The sequence below is a fragment of the Marinomonas rhodophyticola genome (assembly GCF_026113935.1).
Lineage (GTDB): Bacteria > Pseudomonadota > Gammaproteobacteria > Pseudomonadales > Marinomonadaceae > Marinomonas > Marinomonas rhodophyticola.
Genome location: NZ_JAPEUL010000009.1, coordinates 626,471 through 647,038 on the forward strand (window position 1 = coordinate 626,471; position 20,568 = coordinate 647,038).

The window sequence follows — 20,568 nt, forward strand, 5'->3', positions numbered from 1 at the left end:
TTGAAACAAAGACTCGACATTCAAATTCCCTAAGAGTTTTGCTCTTAGGGAATTTTGCGTTAAGCAGACTGCTTAAGTTACTAAAACAACGCCATCTGATCGCCTTCCTTTGGTGGAACGGCAAAATGGCGGCAATCGAGATAGCTCAGTCTGTTGTCATCCAATCCATATTTGCGTCGCGCTACGTGAAAGCGTTGGTTAATCAAATCTGCAAAGATGCCTTCACCTGTCATGCGCTTGCCAAATTGACTGTTGTAGAGTTTGCCACCACGCATGTCCATAATACGTTGTAAAACGTGTTCGGCTCGATCTGGGTAATGCTGGTGGAGCCAATCCGAAAACAAAGGCGCAACCTCGTGAGGCAAACGCAACATAATGTAATTGATGGATTGTGCGCCGACCTCAGAGCAAGCAGCGACGATTTCTTCTAGCTCGTTATCGTTGATAAAAGGAATCACGGGTGCAACCAAAACCGATACAGGAATCCCAGCATCACGTAAGGTTTTAATGACTTGTAAACGTGTTTTTCCAGACGCTGTTCTGGGTTCCAAAATACGCTTTAAATCGTTATTGAGCGTCGTCACACTGATCGCTACATGAATAAGCTTTTTTGCTGCCATTTGAGTGAGTAAATCTATATCTCTGAGTATCAAGGTGCTTTTGGTTATTAGCGAGATTGGCTGATGATGCGCCAAGGCGATTTCCAATAATTGACGAGTGATCTTGAGCTGTTTTTCAATCGGCTGATAAGCATCGGTATTAATACCTAATGCAATGGGTTCACATCGATAGTTTGGGTGCGCCAGTTCTTCTTCAAACAAAAATGCCGCATTGGTTTTGGCAACCAGCTTGGTCTCAAAATCCAACCCTGGCGACAAATCTAAATACGCATGAGTAGGGCGAGCAAAGCAATATACACAGCCATGCTCGCAGCCTTTATAAGGATTCACCGACAGGCGAAAAGGAATATCAGGAGACGAATTGCGACTAATAATGCTTTTGGCGCGTTCATGACGAACTTCCGTCTTGGGCGATGATGTTTCCAGCAAAGCAATCGCTTCGTCGTTTTCATCTACTTCTACCAGCGTAATAGCAAAGCGCCCCGCCATATTATTGGCTGTGCCGCGCCCCTTGATAGGATGATTGAAAGGAGATTTTTCGCCTTTTTGATCGCTGTTATTGATAAAAGAAGTAGACATAAAAACACCTGAAAATACTGTATGTATAAACAGTATTTTGGTCGTTAGATTTCAATAAAGCAAGCTTGTTATTGTGGAGTGTTAAGTTTGTTCGCGTAGTGTGTTGAGATCTGCTTATTGATAGGTACACTCAATTGAATGATCGATGGGTTTCTAGGAGAACTGCGTGTTGTTTCAAAACAATTATTTACCAAATAGTGTTGTGGCTTACGCACAAGATTATGAACACGGTAAATTTGAGCCTTATCATGCTCATAACTGCGCACAGCTGATTCACACACTAAGTGGTGTGATACGTGTAGAGACTCGTTTGGGTAGTTGGGTGATTCCTCCAAATCGGGGAATGTGGATTCCTGCAGGAATTGAACACAGTCTTTATATGACCGGTTTGGTAAAAGTGAGAACGCTATTTATTGACCCTCTTGCTCGGGCCGATTTGCCCCATGATTGCTCTGTCATTGACGTATCCATGTTGTTAAAGGCACTTATTATTGAAGCGTTAGAGCTTCCTAAAGAAATTGTTTCAGGAGGTCGTGATGAGCGAATTATTGAATTGATTTTGGACGAATTACGTCGATTATCGAGCGTGTCTTTCTATGTGCCATTGCCGAGTCTCTGCTGCTTTGGTTTCTTTGTGTGATCATGTCAGTCAACGCATTGCTCATGATTGGACAAATGCCGATGGTGCTCATATTTTGGGCATAAGCGAGCGTTCTGTCACTCGAAAGTTCCAGCAAGAAATGTCGCTAACATTTGCAGAATGGCTGCGTAGGAAGCGTTTATTATTGGCTCTGGAGTATCTTGCCAGCGGAAAAAGCGTCTTAGATACCGCGATTCTGATTGGTTACGATAGTCCCAGTGCTTTTAGTGCGATGTTTAAAAGTCGAGTCGGCGTTTCACCGACTGACTATTTACTGCAATCTCAATAGACGTAATGAAAGTTACCGTCTCGCTAAGCTTCTTTGTATAAAGGATGGCAAGCGTTGATTAGTGCCTGTAGCGAGGCCTTAGTCAAATCTTCATTAATAGCAACGCCAAAACTTGGTGTAACCTGATCTGACTCAATTTGAACATAGCTCACCGCTTTGCTTTTCGTCTGTTGCCCTAAAGTGTGTTCATGAAAGTCACTGATGTTTATCTGCCAGTTAAAACGCTTTCTTAACGCATCAAGCATGGCGGACAACAATCCTTTGCCTTCGCCAACCAGTTGCCATGTTTTTTCCTGGTAGCGTAAGGTAGCGCGAATTTCCTGTAATCCGTTTGAGCTATGGCTGCGATAAGTCATTAATGTCATTTGGCCTTTGTCATCTGAGTTCAGCCTGTAGGATTCTCTGAATAAACGCCAAACATCGGCTAGAGGCATTTCGTGACCAGTTTGATCCGTATGATTTTTGACTTTTTTGCTAAAGTCTATTTGTAGTTTGCGTGGTAAAAACAGTCCATGATTTTCCTGTAATAACCAAGCAGCACCGCTTTTGCCAGATTGGCTATTTACTCGAATGACTTCTTCATAAGAGCAGCCAATATCTTTCGGGTCTAATGGTAAATAAGGGATTTGCCAAACAGTCGACGAGGTTAATTTTTGTGCGGCAAAGCCTTTTTTGATCGCATCTTGGTGTGAACCTGAAAACGCCGTAAAAGCCAATGAGCCAGCATAAGGATGCCGAGGATGAACGGGAAGTTCATTGCACTCTTCGACCAACTCCACTGTGCGGCGCATGTCTGAAAAATCCAAATTAGGATGAACTCCTTGGCTATAAAGATTCATCGCTAAGGTGACGAGATCCACATTGCCAGTTCGTTCTCCATTACCAAATAAACAGCCTTCAACTCTCTCTGCACCAGCGAGTATCGCCATTTCTGCTGTGGCAACGCCTGTGCCTCTGTCGTTGTGAGGGTGCACGCTGATGGTAATGTGTTCTAGAGAAGAAAAAGACGTCATGAAATATTCAATTTGATCTGCAAACACATTGGGCGTGTTTACTTCTACCGTAGTTGGTAGGTTCAAAATCATCGGGCGTTCTTGGCTTGGCTGCCATGTTTTTTTCACTGCTTCGCACACTTCTAAGGCAAAGTCAGGTTCGGTAAAACAAAAGGTTTCTGGCGAATATTGAAGAGTCCACTGAGTATCTGGATTTTGCTCGCATAATTGGCGAATGTGTTTAACGCCTTGCACGGCTAATTCAAGGGTTGCTGTTTTGTCTTGGCAAAAGACGACTTCTCGGAAGATCGGCGCGGTAGCATTGTAAATATGCACGATGGCTCTTTTAGCTCCCACAAGAGCCTCTATGGTGCGCTCAATCAAATCCATACGAGACTGTGTCATGACTTGAATCGTCACGTTGTCAGGAATGTGATTGCCTTCAATTAATAATCGAACAAAGTCAAAATCCGTTTGCGACGCGGCAGGAAAGGCGACTTCGATTTCTTTAAAACCACATTCAATTAAATGCTTAAAGAAAGCCATTTTCTTCACGTGATCCATCGGATTAGCAAGCGCTTGATTGCCGTCGCGTAAGTCTGTTGAGCACCAACGAGGCGGAGCCTTCAACTGCTTTGAAGGCCAAGTGCGGGCTGGAAAATCGATAATTTGAGCAGGGCGATATTTTATAGAAGGCTGGGTTAGCATGATATTTTCTCTTTAGCATTAGACATTGAATCCTTATGCTAAAGAGAAGTTTTTTGTCTGTCTGAGCTGTAATTGACAACTATCGTCGCAAAATGGACAGAGCCATCTAGAAAATGCAGATTATATCGAGACGTTACGTTTTTGTCGCATCAGGAAGACAAAGGCGATACCGCCAACGAGTCCTGTGATGATGCCTATGGGCATGTCTTCAGGGGGAATAAGAACTCTGGAAGCAATGTCAGCAGTAACTAGAAAAAGAGCGCCTATCAAAGCCGACAAAGGTAAGACTTTGCGGTAATCGCCACCAACCAGTAAACGCACAATGTGCGGCACCATCAGGCCGACAAAGCCGATGACACCAGAAAACGCAACCGCCGCGCCAGTCAGTAGCGCGCAGACAACAATCACAATTAGACGGAATCGCTCGACCGGAACCCCTAATGTGCTGGCGCTTTCATCGCCAAGAGTCATGGCATTAAGATAACGAGCGTTGTAGATCAGATAGCCGGAACCGAGTAAGAGCGTTACTAGCGGAAACCAAAGCTGTCCCCATTGCGCCAGTCCTAAGCCGCCGAGCATCCAGAAAATCACCGTATGAGACGAGCGATGATCGCCCATAAAGATGAATAAATTCCCCAAGGCCGTGAGTACAAAGGCCACGGCCACGCCTGCTAGAATCAATCGACCTGCACTGTGCGCCGACGAAAAGTTCGCTACCGCCAAGACCAGAAACATGGCAAACAAAGCACCCAGAAAAGCAAAGACAGGTACGGTGACAACGCCAAGAATCATGCCTGTATGCAACAGTGCGATAATCGCGCCCAGTGCCGCGCCAGATGACACGCCTAACAAATGCGGATCCGCCAGAGGATTACGAGTGACGGATTGCAACGCGGCTCCGACAATGGCTAAGGCGGAGCTCCACCATGGCGGCTAGCAAGGTGCGCGGTAAACGCACGGCCCAGATAATATTCTCGCGTCCCATCGACCAGTTTGGCGGTGTATTGGTGATCGATAATTTGTGACCAATCACACTCCACACGGTGGACTGGTTAATAGGCACAGACCCAACACCAATCGCCACGCCCATTAATAACAACAGCAAAATGCTCAGCAAAATTAACAGTGCGGGCAGGGGAACGCGCCCCATGATGGTGAGTTGTTTATTGGTAGATTTCATAACGCCGTTCTAAAAGCCTCGGCTAAGCGTTTGATCGCATTTATGTTGCGAGGTACCGGTGTGGCCTCGACGTATTCTAATACCACGAAGTGATTGTTTTTCACTGCTGGAATGTTTTTAAAAGCTGGGTTGCTGCGCAAGAAGTTGATCTTTTGCTCTGCGGTAACGTCGCCATAATTAACGATAATAATAAACTCTGGTGCTCGGTCAATAACGGCTTCCCAGCCAATTTGAGTCCAGCTTTTTTGCACGTCGTCGACGATGTTTTTGCCGCCTGCGGCTTCGATCAAGGCGGTCGGCATACCGAAGCGACCGGAGGTAAAGGGTTGTTCTTCACCGGAATCGTAAACAAAGACTTTCGGTGCTGTTTTTAATGGCGCTAGATCAGCTTGGAAATTCTCAAGGTCTTGTTGATAACCTTTTACCAAGGATTGGGCTTGCTCTTCTTTACCAAAAATACGACCTAGGTTGAGCAAATCTACATAAAGGTCATTCATGGAGACTTTCGGTTTGTCCATGATATGAATGCAGCTTTCAGTCAATTCGTATACCTTGATGCCAAGGGGCGCCAAGGTATCAGGCGTAACGCCACCACCCACTCGCATACCGTAGTTCCAGCCCGCAAAATAAAAGTCCGCATCAGCACCCAAAAGCACTTCTTTACTGGGGTATTTAGGTGACAGTTCAGGTAATTCGCCGATGCCATTACGCAATGTTGGATCTAAGGTTTTCCAGCCAGATACGCCAGTAAAGCCGACCATATGATCTTGCAGGCCAAGGGCCAGCATCATCTCGGTTAAGTTGACGTCGTTTGATACGGCCGCTTTTGGTGCTTGATTAAAGGTAACTTGGCGGTCACAGCTTTGTACGGTGACAGGGTACTCAGAGGCACTCGCTAAGCCTGTGTGTAAAAAACCTAACAATGCGCCACTAACGAGTAATGATGTGTGTTTGATGTTTGTAGTAACACTCGTTGTCATGAATTTGTCCTGTTAATCATTGATATAAAAAGAGAATCTTGGGCGTTGTGTAATGGGATGCTCATCAATGATGGTGTCCACATCAAATACTTGTTTTATGCGTTGCTGGGTAAAAACGTCATTAGCCGGTGCACAGGCCTGCATTTCACCATTTTGCATCACTAGTACTCGATCAGCATAAGCGGAGGCGAGGGCTAAATCGTGTAAAGAAACAATAATGGTACAAGGCAGTTTTGACAGTAAAGTGAGGACATCAAGTTGGTGGCGAATGTCTAGATGATTGGTTGGCTCGTCGAGAACCAATACATCAGGGCGTTGTGCTAGGGCTCTGGCGATCATCACTCGTTGACGCTCGCCGCCGGACAAAGAACCAAAAGAGCGTTCAGCTAAATGCGCGGCATCAACCAAAGTTAGTGCGCTTTCGACGATCTGGAAATCTTGGTCGGAGCGGCCCCACACAAGGGACTTTGGCGTTAGGCCGATTTCCACCATTTCAAAAACGCTTAGGCCAAATTCGCCGCCAGTGTCTTGTAAAACCGTCGCGATACGTTGAGCGCATTGGCGTGGCGACAAAGACCAAATGTCTTTGTCATCGAGTAAAACCGTTCCGCTACTTGGTTTATTAGTGCGGTAAAGACAGCGCAATAGACTGGTTTTTCCTGATCCGTTAGGTCCGACAATGGCCAGAAACTCACCTGCATGAACTTCGATCGTGATGGGTTTTAGCAATGGCTTGTTACGGTAAGGAGACCACGCAACGTCCTTCAGCTGTATGCTGGCAGGCTGGCAGTCGGCAAAAAACGAGTAAGATGAATCGTCTTTATGATCGTGGTTCTTGGCCGTTAAGGCGGTTGGGTTAATCAAGGTGAATCAATGTCCGTCATTGGTTTGTTATAATGTAACATTATATCGCATTTTCATCACTTACTCTTTCTCTGCAATGGCGAAAAAACCACAGAGTAGAATTTTGATGGGATAAAGCACGAACTATACGGAAGCACGTCGAGCGCAACAAGGCTTGTTGACTGGTGAATTTTCATCTTCACATGTGTGAATTGAATACAGTGAAACAAGATTTTTTTCAAATAACTAAGAGGTTATTTGAGCTTTTTGAACAAACCTCTAAATTGATCATAAGTGAGTCCCAATGATTGCGCGGCGAGTCGTTGGTTGTGTTGATTTTCATTAAGAGCTTGCAGAATTAAGTATTGTTGCAGTTGAAAGGTCTGCTCTTTCAAGCCCAAAGAAGAATTAAGGGAAAAGCCAGTCGACTTTGATTCTATGGTTTCTGTCTGTACGGCGTGTTTATTGATGAGGCTGTCGCTTGCTTCTTCATTTGCACGAGTAAAAGGATTGATTACGATTTTATCGACAGGGTCGGCTTGGAAGCCGCAGCGATAAACCGAGCGTTCAATGACGTTTTTTAGTTCTCGGATGTTGCCCGGCCAATCATAATTTTTTAATGACGTTAGGGCTTCAGGACTAAACCCTTGGAAATATTCCCAGCCCAGCTCTGTGCTAAGTTTCATGGCAAAAAAATTGGCTAACTCTTCTATGTCTTCTTTTCTATCCCGTAATGGCGGGACTTGAATGACATCAAAGGTAAGGCGGTCGAGTAGGTCTGCGCGAAATACACCTTGTTCACTCAGATCCTGCAAATCGGCGTTTGTTGCCGCGACAATGCGAACGTCAACTCGTTGAGTTTTTGCACTGCCAAGGCGTTCAAACTCACCATATTCAATTAGCCGTAACAGTTTCTCTTGTACTCGTAATGACATGGTGCCAAGTTCGTCGAGGAATAAGGTGCCGCCGTCTGCACGTTCGAAGCGACCTTGATATCCTTTGGTAGCGCCAGTAAAAGCCCCTGCTTCATGACCAAACAATTCACTTTCCATCAAGCTGTTACTAATAGCGGCGCAGTTGACGCTAATAAAAGGTTGGTCCCAACGCGGTGATAAATAATGTAATCGTTCTGCAATGAGTTCTTTGCCGCTGCCTCGTTCACCACAAATTAAGATAGGTCGATTAATTTCCGCTAGAACTGAGGCATGATCAAGTGCATCAGCCAGTGCTTGAGAGCTACCAATGACTCTTTGGTTATTTTTCATAAGCGTATCGATTGTTCTTAATGTGGTTGGTTTAATTTGCCAAAATTGTGTGGTTTAAAATACCAATAAATAGTTTTTTTCGCCACTAAAGGTTGGGGTGATAGCGCTATAAAATAAATAATATCTTAATAATCATTGGCTTACTGATTTTGGCACGAATGCTGTAGTAGCAAGAGAGGAAAGTCATTAATTGCATAGGAAACAGGAGATAAATTATGGGTATTTTTTCAAGAATGACGGACATTATTAATAGCAACTTAACCTCGTTGTTGGATAAAGCCGAAGACCCCAAAAAAATGATCCGAATGATGATTCAAGAGATGGAAGAAACATTAGTGGAAGTACGTTCTAGTTCTGCTCGTGTGATTGCCGATCGTAAAACCACAGGGCGACGTTTGGAGCGTATGCGCAGCGAAGCCACAGAGTGGGAAAGCAAAGCCATGTTGGCAATCAATAAAGGGCGTGAAGACCTAGCTAGAGCAGCGTTGTCAGAAAAACAACAGATAGAAAAAGATGCGGATGCGATTGAGGAAGAATTGTCTGCTTTGGATGAACACCTTGAGCATTTGAATGAAGAAGTCGGGCAGCTACAAATCAAATTGAATGATGCCAAAGCCAAACAAAAAGCCATGCTGTTACGCCAATCCAGTGTAGAAAGCCGTATACGCGTAAAACGCCAGAATCATAAAGAAGCGCTAGATGATGCTTTTGAGAAATTTGAACGCTTTGAACGTCGTGTTGATAGCTTAGAAGGTCAACTTGAATCTATGGATATCGGCATGCAACCAAAAGCAGATTTGAAGTCACAAATTGACGCTTTGGCAGAAAATGACGATATCAATGATGAGTTGGCTCGTTTGAAAGAGAAAATGATTAAGACCAACTAAGCTGAATTTGTGTCAGTGTGTAAAAAGGAATTGTGCTATGAGTATGGCTGTATTTTTGTTTGTTCCCACCATCATTTTTATGTCGATAGTGGCGCCTATCTGGTTGCTATTGCATTACCGAAGTAAGAACCGTGCTGTAAAAGGGTTGGGTGAAGGTGATAAGCGCGAATTAGAGTCTTTATTAATGCAGGCGGATAAATTGACCGATCGCGTACAAGCATTAGAAAAAATTTTAGATGTGGAAAGTCCTGATTGGCGTAATAGAGATAATGATGAATACCGATGATCTTCGGGTGGTTTGTTCACAAAAGATTAGCTCGGTAAGAGGAATGCAATGATGAAAGATAAAATAAAGGAAAGTATCAGAGCCAAAAAGTCTCATGGTTGGGATTTGAATTTATATCGTAATAAAGAAAAAGGTTATTTTGGGGGCGTGTGTGCCGGCCTAGCAGACCATTTTGATGTGGATACATGGGTCGTTCGCCTTTTTACCTTTGGCGGTTTTATTTCTCGGCAGCTTTGTAGTGATTGCTTATATCGCGCTGTGGTGGTTTTTGGATGTTCGACCAAGTGGCGAGAACGGGTACGAATATGAATACGATGAGCGTCAACAAAGTTACCGACCAAAGAAAATGTTCAAGTACGCTGATAGTGCTAACTTAAGATTGCGTCGTGCTAAAGAAAAATTGGATGATGCAACAAGGCGAGTGTCCGAAATAGAACGACATGTTACATCTAAAAAATTCGATCTAGATCGTGAATTCTCAAAACTTAGGGACTAATCTTTAATTTATGACATAGGGAGGATTTGCCATGCAGATAAACGTTTCTTTTTTTCTCTTGTTGTTGGGAAATGTATGCCTATATTTGGATGCGGTCTTCGCTTTTGTATTGGCTGTGGCGATGGATTGCCTGCTAGTTTTGTTATTGAATATTCCTGTTGCTGTTAGTTTATATAGCCTAGGGCGCTTATTATCAAAGCGGCTTTATATTTGAAACAAAAATTCTTAGGAGATGTGGTGAAGGTTAAATGTGGCTATTTCTCATTCCACGTTGAGCATCTTGCTTTGGGATTGATATTGTTGACTTGTATTTCTTGGAGTCATGCTGGTGAGTACACCGGAGACTGCCTGAATGGATGGTCCCTCCACCAGTACCTGCTGAGAACCCTATGACGGCTGAGAAAGTCACACTCGGCCAGCGTCTCTTTTATGATGCCAATTTGTCTGGGCCGGGCTATATGTCTTGCTCTACTTGTCATATGCCTGAACATTCATTTTCAGAGCAAAGACCTGTTTCTGTTGGTGTTACAGGACAGTTTCATAGCCGGAATGCCATGGCGATTGTGAATGTGGCCTATATGAAAACGCTGACTTGGGCAAACCCTCATGAAGTTCGTTTAGAAGATCAAGCAAAGGTTCCTATCTTTGGTACTCATCCTATTGAAATGGATACCAAGGGCCAAGAAGGTAAAGTAATTTTGTTTTTACAGCGAGATCCTATTTATCCAGATTTATTTCAAAAAGCATTTCCTAATCAAAATCCCCCAATTAGCTTCGATACCATTACTAAAGCGTTAGCTTCCTTTGAACGCACTTTAATAAGCTATCAATCCCCTTACGATGACTACAAGTACAATCACAATGACAGCGCCATGAGTGAGGAGGCGAAACAAGGGGAAGCGTTGTTTATGAGTGACAGAGTTGGGTGTTCTGCTTGTCATTCGGGGGTACATTTTTCCGACGCGACGCAAGCTCCTGTTTTTCATAATACCGGGCTTTATAATCTAGACGGACAAGGTGCGTATCCAGAAGGTAATCAAGGTTTGTATGAACACACAGGAAATGCATTAGATCGAGGACGGTTTAGAACGCCAACCTTGCGCAATATCGCGAAAACCGCCCCTTACATGCATGATGGTTCTATCGCAACATTAGAAGATGTGCTGGATCATTACGCTGCTGGTGGGCGTGCTGCACAGCAAGGTAAAGCGTCTCCTTTGATCTCTGAAAAATTACACCCCTTTGTGTTAACAGAGATTGAAAAACGCCAGTTAATTGCTTTTTTGAATAGCCTGACAGATACGATGTTTATTGAAAATCCGCACTATACGACGCCTTTTAGATAGCGTGAAAAATATAAAGAACCATCGAAATGATGAAGTTGATCGTCATATTTCGATGGTTTTAATATTTCAATTTTCATAAGTATTATACAGTGAAACGCTTTACTTGTCCGGCTAGCTCATTTGAATTGGTTAGGGTCTCATGAACAGAATGGCTGATACGTTTGGATATATTCATTACCTCTTTAGACATTGCAGATAGATTGGATAGGTTTTCATTGATTTCATCCGTCACCTTACTTTGCTCTTCCGTGGCGCTGGCGGTTTGGGCTGTAAAATCATAAATGCGCCCTGCTGATGTTTTTACAATCGCGATAGAATTCATGGTTTTGTGGGATAGCTCCACACTGACTTGTGTCATCTCGACACTTTCTTTAATGGAGGAAACCGCGTTGCGAACCCCAGATTGTAGATCGTTTATCATGAATTGAATGTCTTCGGTTGACGCTTGGGTTTTACTGGCGAGGTTGCGCACCTCATCGGCGACAACAGCAAATCCACGACCCTGTTCGCCCGCTCTTGCGGCTTCTATTGCCGCGTTTAGGGCCAATAAATTGGTTTGTTCCGAAATGCTTAGAATGACATCTAAGACTGAAGCGATACGATCTGAGCGGTCAGATAGTTGATTGATGACTATGGCAGCTTGCTGGATTTGTGTTGAAAGGCGGTCTAACTGTGCAATGCCATTATCCAGTTGCATGACGCCCTTGTCGGCTGAGCGGTTTAATTCTTCCACTTCAGCTACTGTATTAGCGGCATTTTGCGCGACTTCTCGAGTGGCGCCGCCCATTTCCTCAACTGCCGTGACGATGAATTCAAGTGCTTGGTTTTGCCGTTCGCTAAGGTTTGCAGATGATGAAGCCGACTCACCTAAGTGAGACATTTCTTGACGTATGTGCTCACAGCCATAACGTACTTGCCCAATTAAACTACCAAGACGGGCGACAAAACTGTCGAGTCTCGCGGCTTAATTCACCTGTTTCATCTAGTTTGGTGCTGTTAATACGGCGGGTTAAATCGCCGTCGCCAGAGCTTATTTGTCGAACTCCAAAGGTGACTTGTTTAATGGCTCTGGAAATATTGCGTGGCGCAAACCAAGCCAGCGAGATGCTGAGCAGTAGAACGCCTATAGCCAATACACCAACTATGAGCTTGAAGCGATTGGTGTATTCGTTGATTGTCTGTCTTTCAAGGGTGGCATATTTGCCAATAAGACCTTCAGATTCATCATACAAGCTGCGTAAGTTGATGAAAGCGGTTTGGTTCTCATCGATAAACCGCATCATGGCGACATCATTATTTTGGTCCATTATCTCTGTCGTGTTGGAGAACCAATGCTGGTAAGTGGCTTCAAACTTTGCCAATAAGTTGGTGATTTCAGTGATATCCCCTGTGAGCAGTCTAAATTGCTGCATTCGATCAAAGGCTTGCTGTGCATTGAGTAATACGTCCTCTTTTGACTGCGCTTCATGAGCAAAAAGAAACGTCGATAGCGCTAAGCGTGACTGGTACAAATCCCTATCAGCGTTCTGAATTAACGACGCGCCAGAAGCGTACTTGCCCATGCTATTTTGTAAATAATGAACCAATGCCTCGGTTGAGATCACAACCACTAAAAAGATCAGTGCTAAACCGCCAAACGCGAGAGTATAGCGGCCTCGAATGGTACGAAATATCTTCATGAAATAATCCTTGATAAAACAATGTTTGATAATCAAATATTGATAACTTCTTCCGTGCTATACAGCGGTCTTTATATCTAGGAACTACATGGATAAGACAATAGCGTCGTTTATAAAAATGGCACTCAGGGTTGAAATGTGCAAGTAGTTAGGAAAACAATTTGAAGTGTTTTTTTTAAGCAAAATATAATGGGAAAAAACAAGGTTTAACTAGGTGGCATCCACACGTTTAGACGTCATACGTGTTGTGCATAAGCGTATGGATGTAACGTGGCATCAGCTGTGTGTAATCGGAATAAACCAATCCACCGCTTCAATCTGTTTAATCCAGCGTTGAATATTAGGATACTCAGACAATTGATAAGCGCCGCCTTCTTCCGCCACATGGGTGTAAGGAAACAAGCAAATATCCGCTAGCGTGATGGTGTCTCCGACTAAGTACGTTTGCGTGGCTAACGTCTCTTCCATTTGTTTTAACGCCGCGCAACCTTGTTGAATGCGATCTGGCAACATTAGTTGTTTTAGCTCTGTCATAGCGTTGTGAGTTAACCAAAAACGCGGCGAAGCAATGTTAGGTTCATGGCTGTATTGTTCCCAGAATAACCATTTATAGACTTTAGCTCTCAGGATTGGGTCGATCGGTAACAAGGCAGATTTGTGTTGTTCTGCAAGATACAGAAGTACTGCGTTGCTCTCGCTCAAGCATTGTCCATCATCTAATTCCAATACCGGAATTTTACCGTTTGGATTCATCGCCAAGAAGGATTCTGTGTGCGTTTCTCCTTTGGTAATGTCATATTGTTTCAATGTTATTTTCTGGCCTAAACAAGCGCATAACAAACGGATTTTATAGCCGTTTCCAGAGGGTAAAAAATCGTGCAGAATCATAAATCTTTCCTTTTTAGTTGATAGTCTGATATTGCGCCAAGCAAGCAGCAGAAAAAAGCCAATTAAATTGATGGCAGGCATAACGAATTTTGATAAATGGAAGAAGGTTAGAGAAGCCCAGATGGAAGCGGTGATTGGGTGATAATGGCGTATAGTGTGTTTTAATGAGAAAAATTTGCCTATACATTGAGTGTGTCTTTTCAAAGGAGTCTAACGTATGAATGTCGGTATTTATCTTTATGATAAAGCGGAAGTATTGGATTTCTCCGGCCCATTTGAGGTGTTTACAACCGCTTCACGTGTTTGCCAAAACGATACACCGTTTAATGTGTTTCTAATCGGTGAGTCGGGTGACACCATTGTCGCTAGGGCGGGGTATAAAGTGATGCCGGATTATGGTTTTCACAATCATCCTCAGATTGATGTCTTTATCGTCGTGGGTGGTGATCACACTGAAGAAATTCACAAACCTAAGGTGATCAGCTGGATTCATCAACAAGCTCAACAAGCCAGTTTGGTTGCGTCTGTTTGCACGGGGGCATTTTTACTTGCAAAAGCGGAGTTATTTCAAGGGCAACAAGTGACTACCCATTGGGAGGACATTGCGGATTTAAGGGCGCAATTTCCAACGTTGGATGTGGTGGACGGTGTGCGTTGGGTGGATGCTGGTGATGTGGTCATGTCTGCGGGTATTTCGGCAGGCATCGATATGAGTTTGCATCTTGTGAGTCGGCTTCATAGCCTTTCACTCGCTGAAAAAACCGCGCGACAGATGGATTTTGATTGGACAAAAAATGCTGTTTAGGCGCTTGTGTATGGTAAGAAAAATACCGCCTTTGGCTTCATATATGAACATTTTATTCTAAGAGAATAATCATTTTCTTCCCTTATTATCTCCTTGTTTCCTAGAAATTCGTGGGTTTCGAAGCGGATTGTTTTACTGTAATAATATAAATACGCCAGCACAGGTGATCATCCCAGCATCGTGTGCAATACTGGCAAAGCTTGAAATAAATGATGCACTGCAGTTCGTTGTATTCTGCAGTGGTCATGAAGGAGTTATCACAATTTTAAATATGAGGTAATAACATGACCGACATCGATATAGGAATAAGCAAAAGAAATAGAGCGGAGATTTCTGATGGGCTCAAGCGTCTTTTAGCGGATACTTATACTTTGTATCTGCAAACACATAATTTTCATTGGAACATTACGGGTCCTCAATTTCGCGAATTGCATTTAATGTTTGAAGAGCACTATCAAGAGCTAGCGCTTGCTGTTGATGATATTGCAGAACGTATTCGCACTTTGGACGTTGCGGCGCCAGGTACCTACAAAGCCTTTGCTGAATTGAGACTCCATTAAGGAAGTCGATGGGGTGCCAACTTCGGCTGAGATGGTAAAATATTTAACCAAAGGGCATGAGCAAGTTGTCAAAACCGCACGAAAAGTATTGAAAGTAGCGCAAGAGGCTGATGACGAATCTACCGCGTCTTTGGTCTCTGATCGTATGCGAGTGCATGAAAAAACGGCATGGATGCTAAGAGCGACCCAAGCTTAGCATTCATTAAGTGATTAAGCCTTGAGGCTTAAAGCGATAGATTTACAACTCATCTTTAAAACCAGCGTTGTTACTCGGCGCTGGTTTTTTATTGCTCAACGGAATGATCTGTGATGCTATAAAATCGTTCAATATTTTTTGTCACTTCACCCCAATAAGATGCTTTCACTCTGGTTTGATGCCTCTCAAATGCGGCTCTGTCAGTGAATTCTTCATACACCTCAAAGCGCTGTGGATTGCCGCTGTCCTGAGTGACCTTAAACGTCATACAGCCCGCCTCGGCTTGGGTCAGCGCAATGTGGTTTGGCAGTTCTGCTAACACTGAATCGAGATCTTCTGTTGGCACTTCAATATGGCCGCTGAGGGTTACTTTTGACATGATTTTTTCCTATTTTACTTTTTCGCTCTTATGTCGTGAAAAGGCCCAATTAAATTTCACCGCACTCGCTGCCAGTAATATCAGTATGACACCAAGTATTTGCGTTAGGCTAACGTGTGTAGAAAAGGCAAAGTGGTCGACGAACAAAGCCGTGATCGGATAAATAAACGACAGCAAGGCAATCAAGCTGGTGGGTAATTTTTGAAAGCTGTCGTACATAATAATGTACATAAACCCTGTGAGAACGGCACCGAGAATCAAGAGATCGATCCACTGACTGGTTTGCGTCGGTAAATTGTCAAAATCGGCAAAGGGTAGGAGCATAAAAACACCCACGATAACCTGTATCAACGCCACAAAAGTGGAGGGCACTTGGCTGACTTTTTTCGTCACAAGCGTGGTCACGGTATAAAGTAGTGCGGCTCCCAAAGCGAGTAATAAGCCAAATAATGCAGAAGAGCCGTCGCTGCTTGCTTCACCTGAGAAGAGTGCGCTTATCTCGTTCAGATCCAGTTCTACGATTAAAAACAGTCCGATAAACGCCAAGGCGAGCCAAAACAATAAGCTGCCAGACAGCTTCTCTTTGGTGATTAACGCACCTGTTAGTACTAAAAATAACGGCTGCATATGGTAAGCCACAGTGGCGATAGAGAAGGGAATGTAATTGAACGAGGCAAACAGAAATATCCAGTTACCTACTAAAGTAATGCCGCCCAAAATAATCATCAACAAGACGCTAGGCTGGAAGTATTCTCGACGAATGAATCCCGCATAATAAGCATAGCCACCTAGAACAATCGCCCCGATGACGCAGCGGAAAAACACCACATTCCAAAAAGCTTGACCTGAACTGATAACAAAATAGCCGATGGTGCCAGACAGTATCATGGCTAGAATGAGCTTCGATACTGCCGATAGTATTGCTGGAACGATTCATTGCCGACTCCTCGTAGTGTCCTCTGATTTAAAGCGCTCCGGTGAGTACCTTTTAAAGAGGAAGTGTTCTATGGTGGATAGAATAAAGCTGAAAGCCTGACTTTGGCAGATACAAAAAGAGATAAATACAGCAAAGTACTGTATGTATCGGAGGTGAAAATGCGAAATAACCTTAAAAAAGAAGAATGTGTTTTAGATGGCATTGATACAAAGTTAATTGAACTGCTTTACGCGAATGCACGAACACCAGTAAGCGAGTTGGCTCGTACTGTTGGAATGACCGCCCCCAGCGTTAATGAACGACTCAAGCGATTAGAAGAAAGTGGCGTGATTTCTGGCTATCGAGTGGAAGTGAACCCTAAAGTGCTTGGATATAGTTTAATGGCGATTGTGCGTATGCGTCAGCTCCCTGGTAAATTAAAAGCCTTAGAGGCCTTGATTCGCTCGATTCCTGAGTTTGTCGAATGTGACAAAGTCACAGGGGAAGACTGCTACGTGGCACGCTTGTATTTAAAGAATATCAGTGAGCTTGACCCAATTCTAGACCGAGTATCTGAGTTGGCGGACACCAATACCGCGATTGTGAAATCTACGCCAGTGACTCGACGTTTGTTGGTGTGAGGTGTGTTGTTAGTGTACAAAAAAAGGTAGAATTCCGAATTATTATCGCTATAACTGTTCGCGTAACTATCAATGAGAGCTTATGAATTCTGACAATCCCTTATTACTCGATAACCAATTGTGCTTTGCGCTGTACTCCACTTCTTTAGCGATGACTCAGTTCTACAAAGAGCCGTTGTCTGCCATTGGTTTAACCTACCCGCAATACACGGTGATGCTGATTCTGTGGGAACAGGATGGTGTGAGTTTGAAGCACATTAGTGATGCGTTGGGACAAAAGTCTGGCGCATTAACACCAGTGATTAAGCGTATGGAAGCGGATGGTCTGGTTCAGCGATTGCGTGGAGTGGACGATGATCGTAGCTTGAGTATTTGTCTCACAGAGAAGGGCGAGCAGCTACGTGAACAAGGTTTGCAAGTGAACCGTTGTGTGGCAGAAGCCTGCGGAATTGGTATGGATGAAGTAGTGGCTTTACGTGAGCAGCTGGTGGCGCTGCGTAAGAAATTGACAAAATAGGGGTTGCGTAATAATAGTTATTGCAATAACATAAATCCATAGGCTCATTTTACAGAGCCTTTATTTTTAATATTATTGTTATCGCGATAACTATTAAATAAATAATGTTTATCAATGATGTCATTAAGGAGCAATATTATGAAACCTATTTATAGCGCAACAGCAACATCAACTGGTGGCCGTGATGGTCGTTCTATCTCATCTGATAATAAATTGGATCTTGCTCTAAGCACGCCAAAAGAATTGGGTGGTGCGGGCGGTGAAGGTACTAACCCAGAGCAGTTGTTTGCCGCAGGTTACTCTGCTTGCTTTATTGGCGCTTTCAAATTGGTGGCGTCTAAGCAAAAAGTTAAAATTCCAAACGACGTGAGTGTGACAGCGACCATCGGCATTGGTGAAAACACCAAAGGCGAAGGGTTTACCATCAGTGCGGATTTGGAAGTAGACGCACCAGGACTTGAAAAAGACGTGGTTGAACAGTTGATTGAAGCCGCTCACAAAGTATGCCCATACTCCAATGCAACACGTGGCAACATCGATGTGAACTTCACGATCAAGTAAAATACGTCAAAGATAGAGATAGATCAGTATTTGTTAAAATGTACTCAAAATGCCTGTAAAACCTACTATGAAGACTATGTAAAGTAATGTAATCTCCATAAAGGTTAGGCTAAGGAAGCATCTTCAAAACGGACTTTTGAGTACATATTCATGGCTCGTTTTTCTGAGAGTAAATTTCATTCTCTCTGCCCTGATGGCGCGAATTATATTCCTTTTGTGTGTTTCGTTACTCTACCTTAACTCTTTTCTTTTTTATGACGCGTGGCAAATTCACTTTATTGTCACGCTTAATACATAAGATTTGAATGATTGAGTGCCTGTTATTTTCTTACTGTCAGAAAATAATGATGAGTGTCTAAAGACAATTAACATATAAGGATATGGTCTATGAAATTTACCTTAAAAAATAGAATTCTATTTTTTACTTTGTGTCTTATTCTTATCATTTCAGGGATTTTAACTTGGAATGGATACAGCCGGTTCAGTTCATTCAATAGTCAATATGCTCTAGAAAATCAAAAAGTGGAAACCATTCTGGTTGCCGCTGCTTTAGAGCAAAATATCAATTCCTACTTTGGGGCTTTGCAAAGCTTCCATGTCGATTTTAACGACGACTTGACTTTTGCCAATGAAAAACAAGTAACGGAAGCTCTGGCGTTATTAAAAAGCACCAACCCTGCTATTCAGGCCGCTTTTGTGGCGCTAAAAAGTGGCCTGTCTTTTGAAGGTGATCGTTTCTTTCCTGGGTTTAATGCCAAAGAACTAAAAAAAGAATGGTATGTGAGGGCTTTTTCTGGTGAAAAAAACATCATAACGAAAGCGTACTTTGGTGAGGGCGAGCAAGCTGACGTTTTTGCGTTAGCGTCGCCTATCTATCGAGACGGTAATGTTATTGCCGTTGTTTGTGTCACTCTCAAGGTGTCTGAGTTAACCACTTTCATTGAAAATTTGACGGAGAAGAATCAGCTCTTCGTGTTTGATGACAGTGGTTATGTTGTATCTGCTCCTGACAAGGATTTGCTAGGTAAAAATATTTTTCAAATACGTCCTGATTATTCTAAGTTTAATAACAATAACCCTGTACTGCATTACAGCGTCAATGATCGTGATGTGACGGCGTTTGAAGGCCGCTTGCAGAACCGAGATTGGAAAGTGGTTTCCTTTAATTGGGATGACGAGATTTCAGCACCCAGTAAAAGCATGCTGCTTGGCTCTATTTCTATTTTTATTGCCTTGGTGATCGCCTCTCTTTGCATTGTTTACTACGGTGTGGTTAATCTCGTCTACAAACCTATTGGGGGTGAGCCTGAAGAAATATCCGACATTATTTCTCGTATTGCGAAAGGGGATTTGTCGCAAAAATTACAAAATAACGGTCATGAAACCGGTATTTATGCATCGATCATTATTCTGAATCAGAAACTCTCTGAGATCATTCGCGGAAGTTTGTCTATTTCAGACAATGTGGCTTCGGCTTCTGAAGAGTTGACCTTGGTGATGAAGAGCACAGCCGATAATTCTGCAGAAGAATTAAAAGAAGTCGAGTCGATTGCCAATGCGGTAAATGAATTGTCCAATGCTTCTGAAGAAGTCAGTGCGAATGCTGTTCAGGCGGAAGACAAAGCGAATAAGGCGATTGAAAGCGTGACAAAAGGCCATCAGGGTCTGCAAAAATCCATTGATTTAACTCATAACATTAATAAGACCTTTAATGATACGGCCGCTATGATCGCCAAATTAAGGGATGAAACACTGAACATTGGCGAAGTGACGAATGTCATTAGTGCCATTTCTGAACAGACTAATTTGCTGGCTCTTAATGCGGCAATTGAAGCCGCACGAGCCGGAGAGCAGGGGCGAGGCTTTGCGGTTGTGGCAGACGAAGTTCGTAGTCTTGCGGCGAAAACACAAGCGTCTACAGCCACCATTCAGGCAATTATCGCGACCTTGCAAGAGCAATCCAAGAAAGCCAATGACAACATGGTTGAAAACGTTAAGGCAATTCAATCATCGGTTGAGTTATCAGAAAATGTTAAGCGTTCTTTTGATGAGCTTTCTACTTATGTCCGCGCTATTTCAGATATTAATACCCTGGTAGCCGCCGCTTCTCAGGAACAGTTTAATGTCACCGCTGATATCAATAAAAATACCGCAAATACGGTTGGTTTGGTGAATCAGAATGTGTCTGCGATTAATCAAACACAACAGGCCGCCAAGGAGCTTGCTCAGTTGGCCCTGAGTCAAAAAGAGACGCTGTCATTCTTTAAGCATTAAAAAGATGGTCTGACTATATGTCTATTTTTGTGTGATGTCAC

Annotated in this window: 25 protein-coding genes and 1 pseudogene; 14 read left to right on the plus strand and 12 right to left on the minus strand. The window is 43.4% G+C overall.

Features of this window, described 5'->3' with window-relative positions; all coding sequences use genetic code 11:
* Positions 1-80: 80 nt before the first annotated feature.
* Positions 81-1,199 (minus strand): PA0069 family radical SAM protein, encoded by a 1,119-nt coding sequence (locus ONZ52_RS17555; protein ID WP_265219981.1) that lies wholly within the window; start codon positions 1,197-1,199, stop codon positions 81-83.
* Between the two features lie 166 nt (positions 1,200-1,365).
* Between ONZ52_RS17555 and ONZ52_RS17560 the strand changes: the two genes are divergently transcribed.
* Positions 1,366-1,839: an AraC family ligand binding domain-containing protein gene (locus tag ONZ52_RS17560; RefSeq protein WP_265219982.1), complete on the plus strand. Its 474-nt coding sequence runs from the start codon at positions 1,366-1,368 to the stop codon at positions 1,837-1,839.
* A complete protein-coding gene (locus ONZ52_RS17565) occupies positions 1,796-2,128 on the plus strand; it encodes a helix-turn-helix transcriptional regulator (protein WP_265219983.1) in 333 nt (110 codons plus the stop codon). The genes ONZ52_RS17560 and ONZ52_RS17565 overlap by 44 nt, the downstream gene beginning before the upstream one ends.
* Before the next feature lie 23 nt (positions 2,129-2,151).
* Here the strand turns inward: ONZ52_RS17565 and leuA are convergent, their stop codons facing one another.
* The 6 genes from leuA to pspF all read right to left on the minus strand — a co-directional run bounded on the left by leuA (position 2,152) and on the right by pspF (position 8,096).
* On the minus strand, positions 2,152-3,828 hold the full coding sequence (leuA, locus tag ONZ52_RS17570) for a 2-isopropylmalate synthase (RefSeq protein ID WP_265219984.1): 1,677 nt from the start codon (positions 3,826-3,828) through the stop codon (positions 2,152-2,154).
* Between the two features lie 120 nt (positions 3,829-3,948).
* Positions 3,949-4,719, minus strand: coding sequence for a FecCD family ABC transporter permease (locus ONZ52_RS17575; protein WP_265219985.1), 771 nt, complete (start codon positions 4,717-4,719; stop codon positions 3,949-3,951).
* Complete coding sequence (locus ONZ52_RS17580) at positions 4,700-5,008, minus strand: iron ABC transporter permease (RefSeq protein ID WP_265219986.1); 309 nt, start codon at positions 5,006-5,008, stop codon at positions 4,700-4,702. The genes ONZ52_RS17575 and ONZ52_RS17580 overlap by 20 nt, the downstream gene beginning before the upstream one ends.
* A complete protein-coding gene (locus tag ONZ52_RS17585) occupies positions 5,005-5,988 on the minus strand; it encodes an ABC transporter substrate-binding protein (RefSeq protein ID WP_265219987.1) in 984 nt (327 codons plus the stop codon). The genes ONZ52_RS17580 and ONZ52_RS17585 overlap by 4 nt, the downstream gene beginning before the upstream one ends.
* A 12-nt stretch (positions 5,989-6,000) precedes the next feature.
* A complete protein-coding gene (locus ONZ52_RS17590; RefSeq protein WP_265219988.1) occupies positions 6,001-6,852 on the minus strand; it encodes an ABC transporter ATP-binding protein in 852 nt (283 codons plus the stop codon).
* Positions 6,853-7,085: 233 nt separating this feature from the next.
* Positions 7,086-8,096: a phage shock protein operon transcriptional activator gene (pspF, locus tag ONZ52_RS17595; protein WP_265219989.1), complete on the minus strand. Its 1,011-nt coding sequence runs from the start codon at positions 8,094-8,096 to the stop codon at positions 7,086-7,088.
* Between the two features lie 215 nt (positions 8,097-8,311).
* On the opposite strand from pspF, the gene pspA reads away from it, so the two are divergent.
* The 5 genes and pseudogenes from pspA (at position 8,312) to ONZ52_RS17620 (ending at position 11,111) form a co-directional block, all read left to right on the plus strand.
* Entirely contained in the window at positions 8,312-8,983 is a 672-nt protein-coding gene (gene pspA, locus ONZ52_RS17600; RefSeq protein WP_265219990.1) for a phage shock protein PspA, read from the plus strand.
* 37 nt (positions 8,984-9,020) lie between these two features.
* A complete protein-coding gene (pspB, locus tag ONZ52_RS17605; protein ID WP_265219991.1) occupies positions 9,021-9,269 on the plus strand; it encodes an envelope stress response membrane protein PspB in 249 nt (82 codons plus the stop codon).
* A 51-nt stretch (positions 9,270-9,320) separates the two neighbouring features.
* Positions 9,321-9,434: pseudogene (locus ONZ52_RS17610) on the plus strand (PspC domain-containing protein); the annotation flags it as partial.
* A gap of 7 nt (positions 9,435-9,441) precedes the next feature.
* Positions 9,442-9,765 (plus strand): hypothetical protein, encoded by a 324-nt coding sequence (locus tag ONZ52_RS17615; protein ID WP_265220329.1) that lies wholly within the window; start codon positions 9,442-9,444, stop codon positions 9,763-9,765.
* Between the two features lie 356 nt (positions 9,766-10,121).
* Positions 10,122-11,111: an MbnH family di-heme enzyme gene (locus ONZ52_RS17620; RefSeq protein WP_265219992.1), complete on the plus strand. Its 990-nt coding sequence runs from the start codon at positions 10,122-10,124 to the stop codon at positions 11,109-11,111.
* Between the two features lie 82 nt (positions 11,112-11,193).
* Here ONZ52_RS17620 and ONZ52_RS17625 read toward each other — a convergent pair whose 3' ends face one another.
* From ONZ52_RS17625 to ONZ52_RS17635, 3 genes are all read right to left on the minus strand, one after another.
* Positions 11,194-11,991, minus strand: coding sequence for a methyl-accepting chemotaxis protein (locus ONZ52_RS17625; protein ID WP_265219993.1), 798 nt, complete (start codon positions 11,989-11,991; stop codon positions 11,194-11,196).
* Between the two features lie 46 nt (positions 11,992-12,037).
* Complete coding sequence (locus ONZ52_RS17630) at positions 12,038-12,790, minus strand: methyl-accepting chemotaxis protein (protein WP_265219994.1); 753 nt, start codon at positions 12,788-12,790, stop codon at positions 12,038-12,040.
* 276 nt (positions 12,791-13,066) lie between these two features.
* Positions 13,067-13,678 (minus strand): glutathione S-transferase family protein, encoded by a 612-nt coding sequence (locus ONZ52_RS17635; protein ID WP_265219995.1) that lies wholly within the window; start codon positions 13,676-13,678, stop codon positions 13,067-13,069.
* Between the two features lie 217 nt (positions 13,679-13,895).
* Here ONZ52_RS17635 and ONZ52_RS17640 point away from each other — a divergent pair, with 217 nt between their 5' ends.
* The 3 genes from ONZ52_RS17640 (at position 13,896) to ONZ52_RS25460 (ending at position 15,239) form a co-directional block, all read left to right on the plus strand.
* The gene (locus tag ONZ52_RS17640; RefSeq protein ID WP_265219996.1) at positions 13,896-14,483 is read left to right on the plus strand and encodes a DJ-1/PfpI family protein; all 588 of its coding nucleotides are present in this window, start codon (positions 13,896-13,898) and stop codon (positions 14,481-14,483) included.
* A 284-nt stretch (positions 14,484-14,767) separates the two neighbouring features.
* Positions 14,768-15,043 (plus strand): Dps family protein, encoded by a 276-nt coding sequence (locus ONZ52_RS25455; RefSeq protein ID WP_428981185.1) that lies wholly within the window; start codon positions 14,768-14,770, stop codon positions 15,041-15,043.
* 13 nt (positions 15,044-15,056) lie between these two features.
* Complete coding sequence (locus tag ONZ52_RS25460) at positions 15,057-15,239, plus strand: ferritin-like domain-containing protein (RefSeq protein WP_428981186.1); 183 nt, start codon at positions 15,057-15,059, stop codon at positions 15,237-15,239.
* 88 nt (positions 15,240-15,327) lie between these two features.
* On the opposite strand, the gene ONZ52_RS17650 is transcribed toward ONZ52_RS25460, so the two are convergent.
* On the minus strand, positions 15,328-15,618 hold the full coding sequence (locus ONZ52_RS17650) for a putative quinol monooxygenase (RefSeq protein WP_265219997.1): 291 nt from the start codon (positions 15,616-15,618) through the stop codon (positions 15,328-15,330).
* Positions 15,619-15,627: 9 nt separating this feature from the next.
* On the minus strand, positions 15,628-16,506 hold the full coding sequence (locus ONZ52_RS17655) for a DMT family transporter (protein ID WP_265219998.1): 879 nt from the start codon (positions 16,504-16,506) through the stop codon (positions 15,628-15,630).
* Between the two features lie 207 nt (positions 16,507-16,713).
* Between ONZ52_RS17655 and ONZ52_RS17660 the strand changes: the two genes are divergently transcribed.
* The 4 genes from ONZ52_RS17660 to ONZ52_RS17675 all read left to right on the plus strand — a co-directional run bounded on the left by ONZ52_RS17660 (position 16,714) and on the right by ONZ52_RS17675 (position 20,527).
* Positions 16,714-17,175 carry an Lrp/AsnC family transcriptional regulator gene (locus tag ONZ52_RS17660; RefSeq protein WP_265219999.1) on the plus strand — a complete coding sequence of 154 codons (462 nt, stop codon included), beginning with the start codon at positions 16,714-16,716 and terminating at the stop codon, positions 17,173-17,175.
* 82 nt (positions 17,176-17,257) lie between these two features.
* Positions 17,258-17,692, plus strand: a complete 435-nt coding sequence (locus ONZ52_RS17665) for a MarR family winged helix-turn-helix transcriptional regulator (protein ID WP_265220000.1) — start codon at positions 17,258-17,260, stop codon at positions 17,690-17,692.
* A 138-nt stretch (positions 17,693-17,830) separates the two neighbouring features.
* Entirely contained in the window at positions 17,831-18,253 is a 423-nt protein-coding gene (locus ONZ52_RS17670; RefSeq protein ID WP_265220001.1) for an organic hydroperoxide resistance protein, read from the plus strand.
* Positions 18,254-18,640: 387 nt separating this feature from the next.
* Entirely contained in the window at positions 18,641-20,527 is a 1,887-nt protein-coding gene (locus ONZ52_RS17675; protein ID WP_265220002.1) for a methyl-accepting chemotaxis protein, read from the plus strand.
* Positions 20,528-20,568 lie beyond the last annotated feature (41 nt).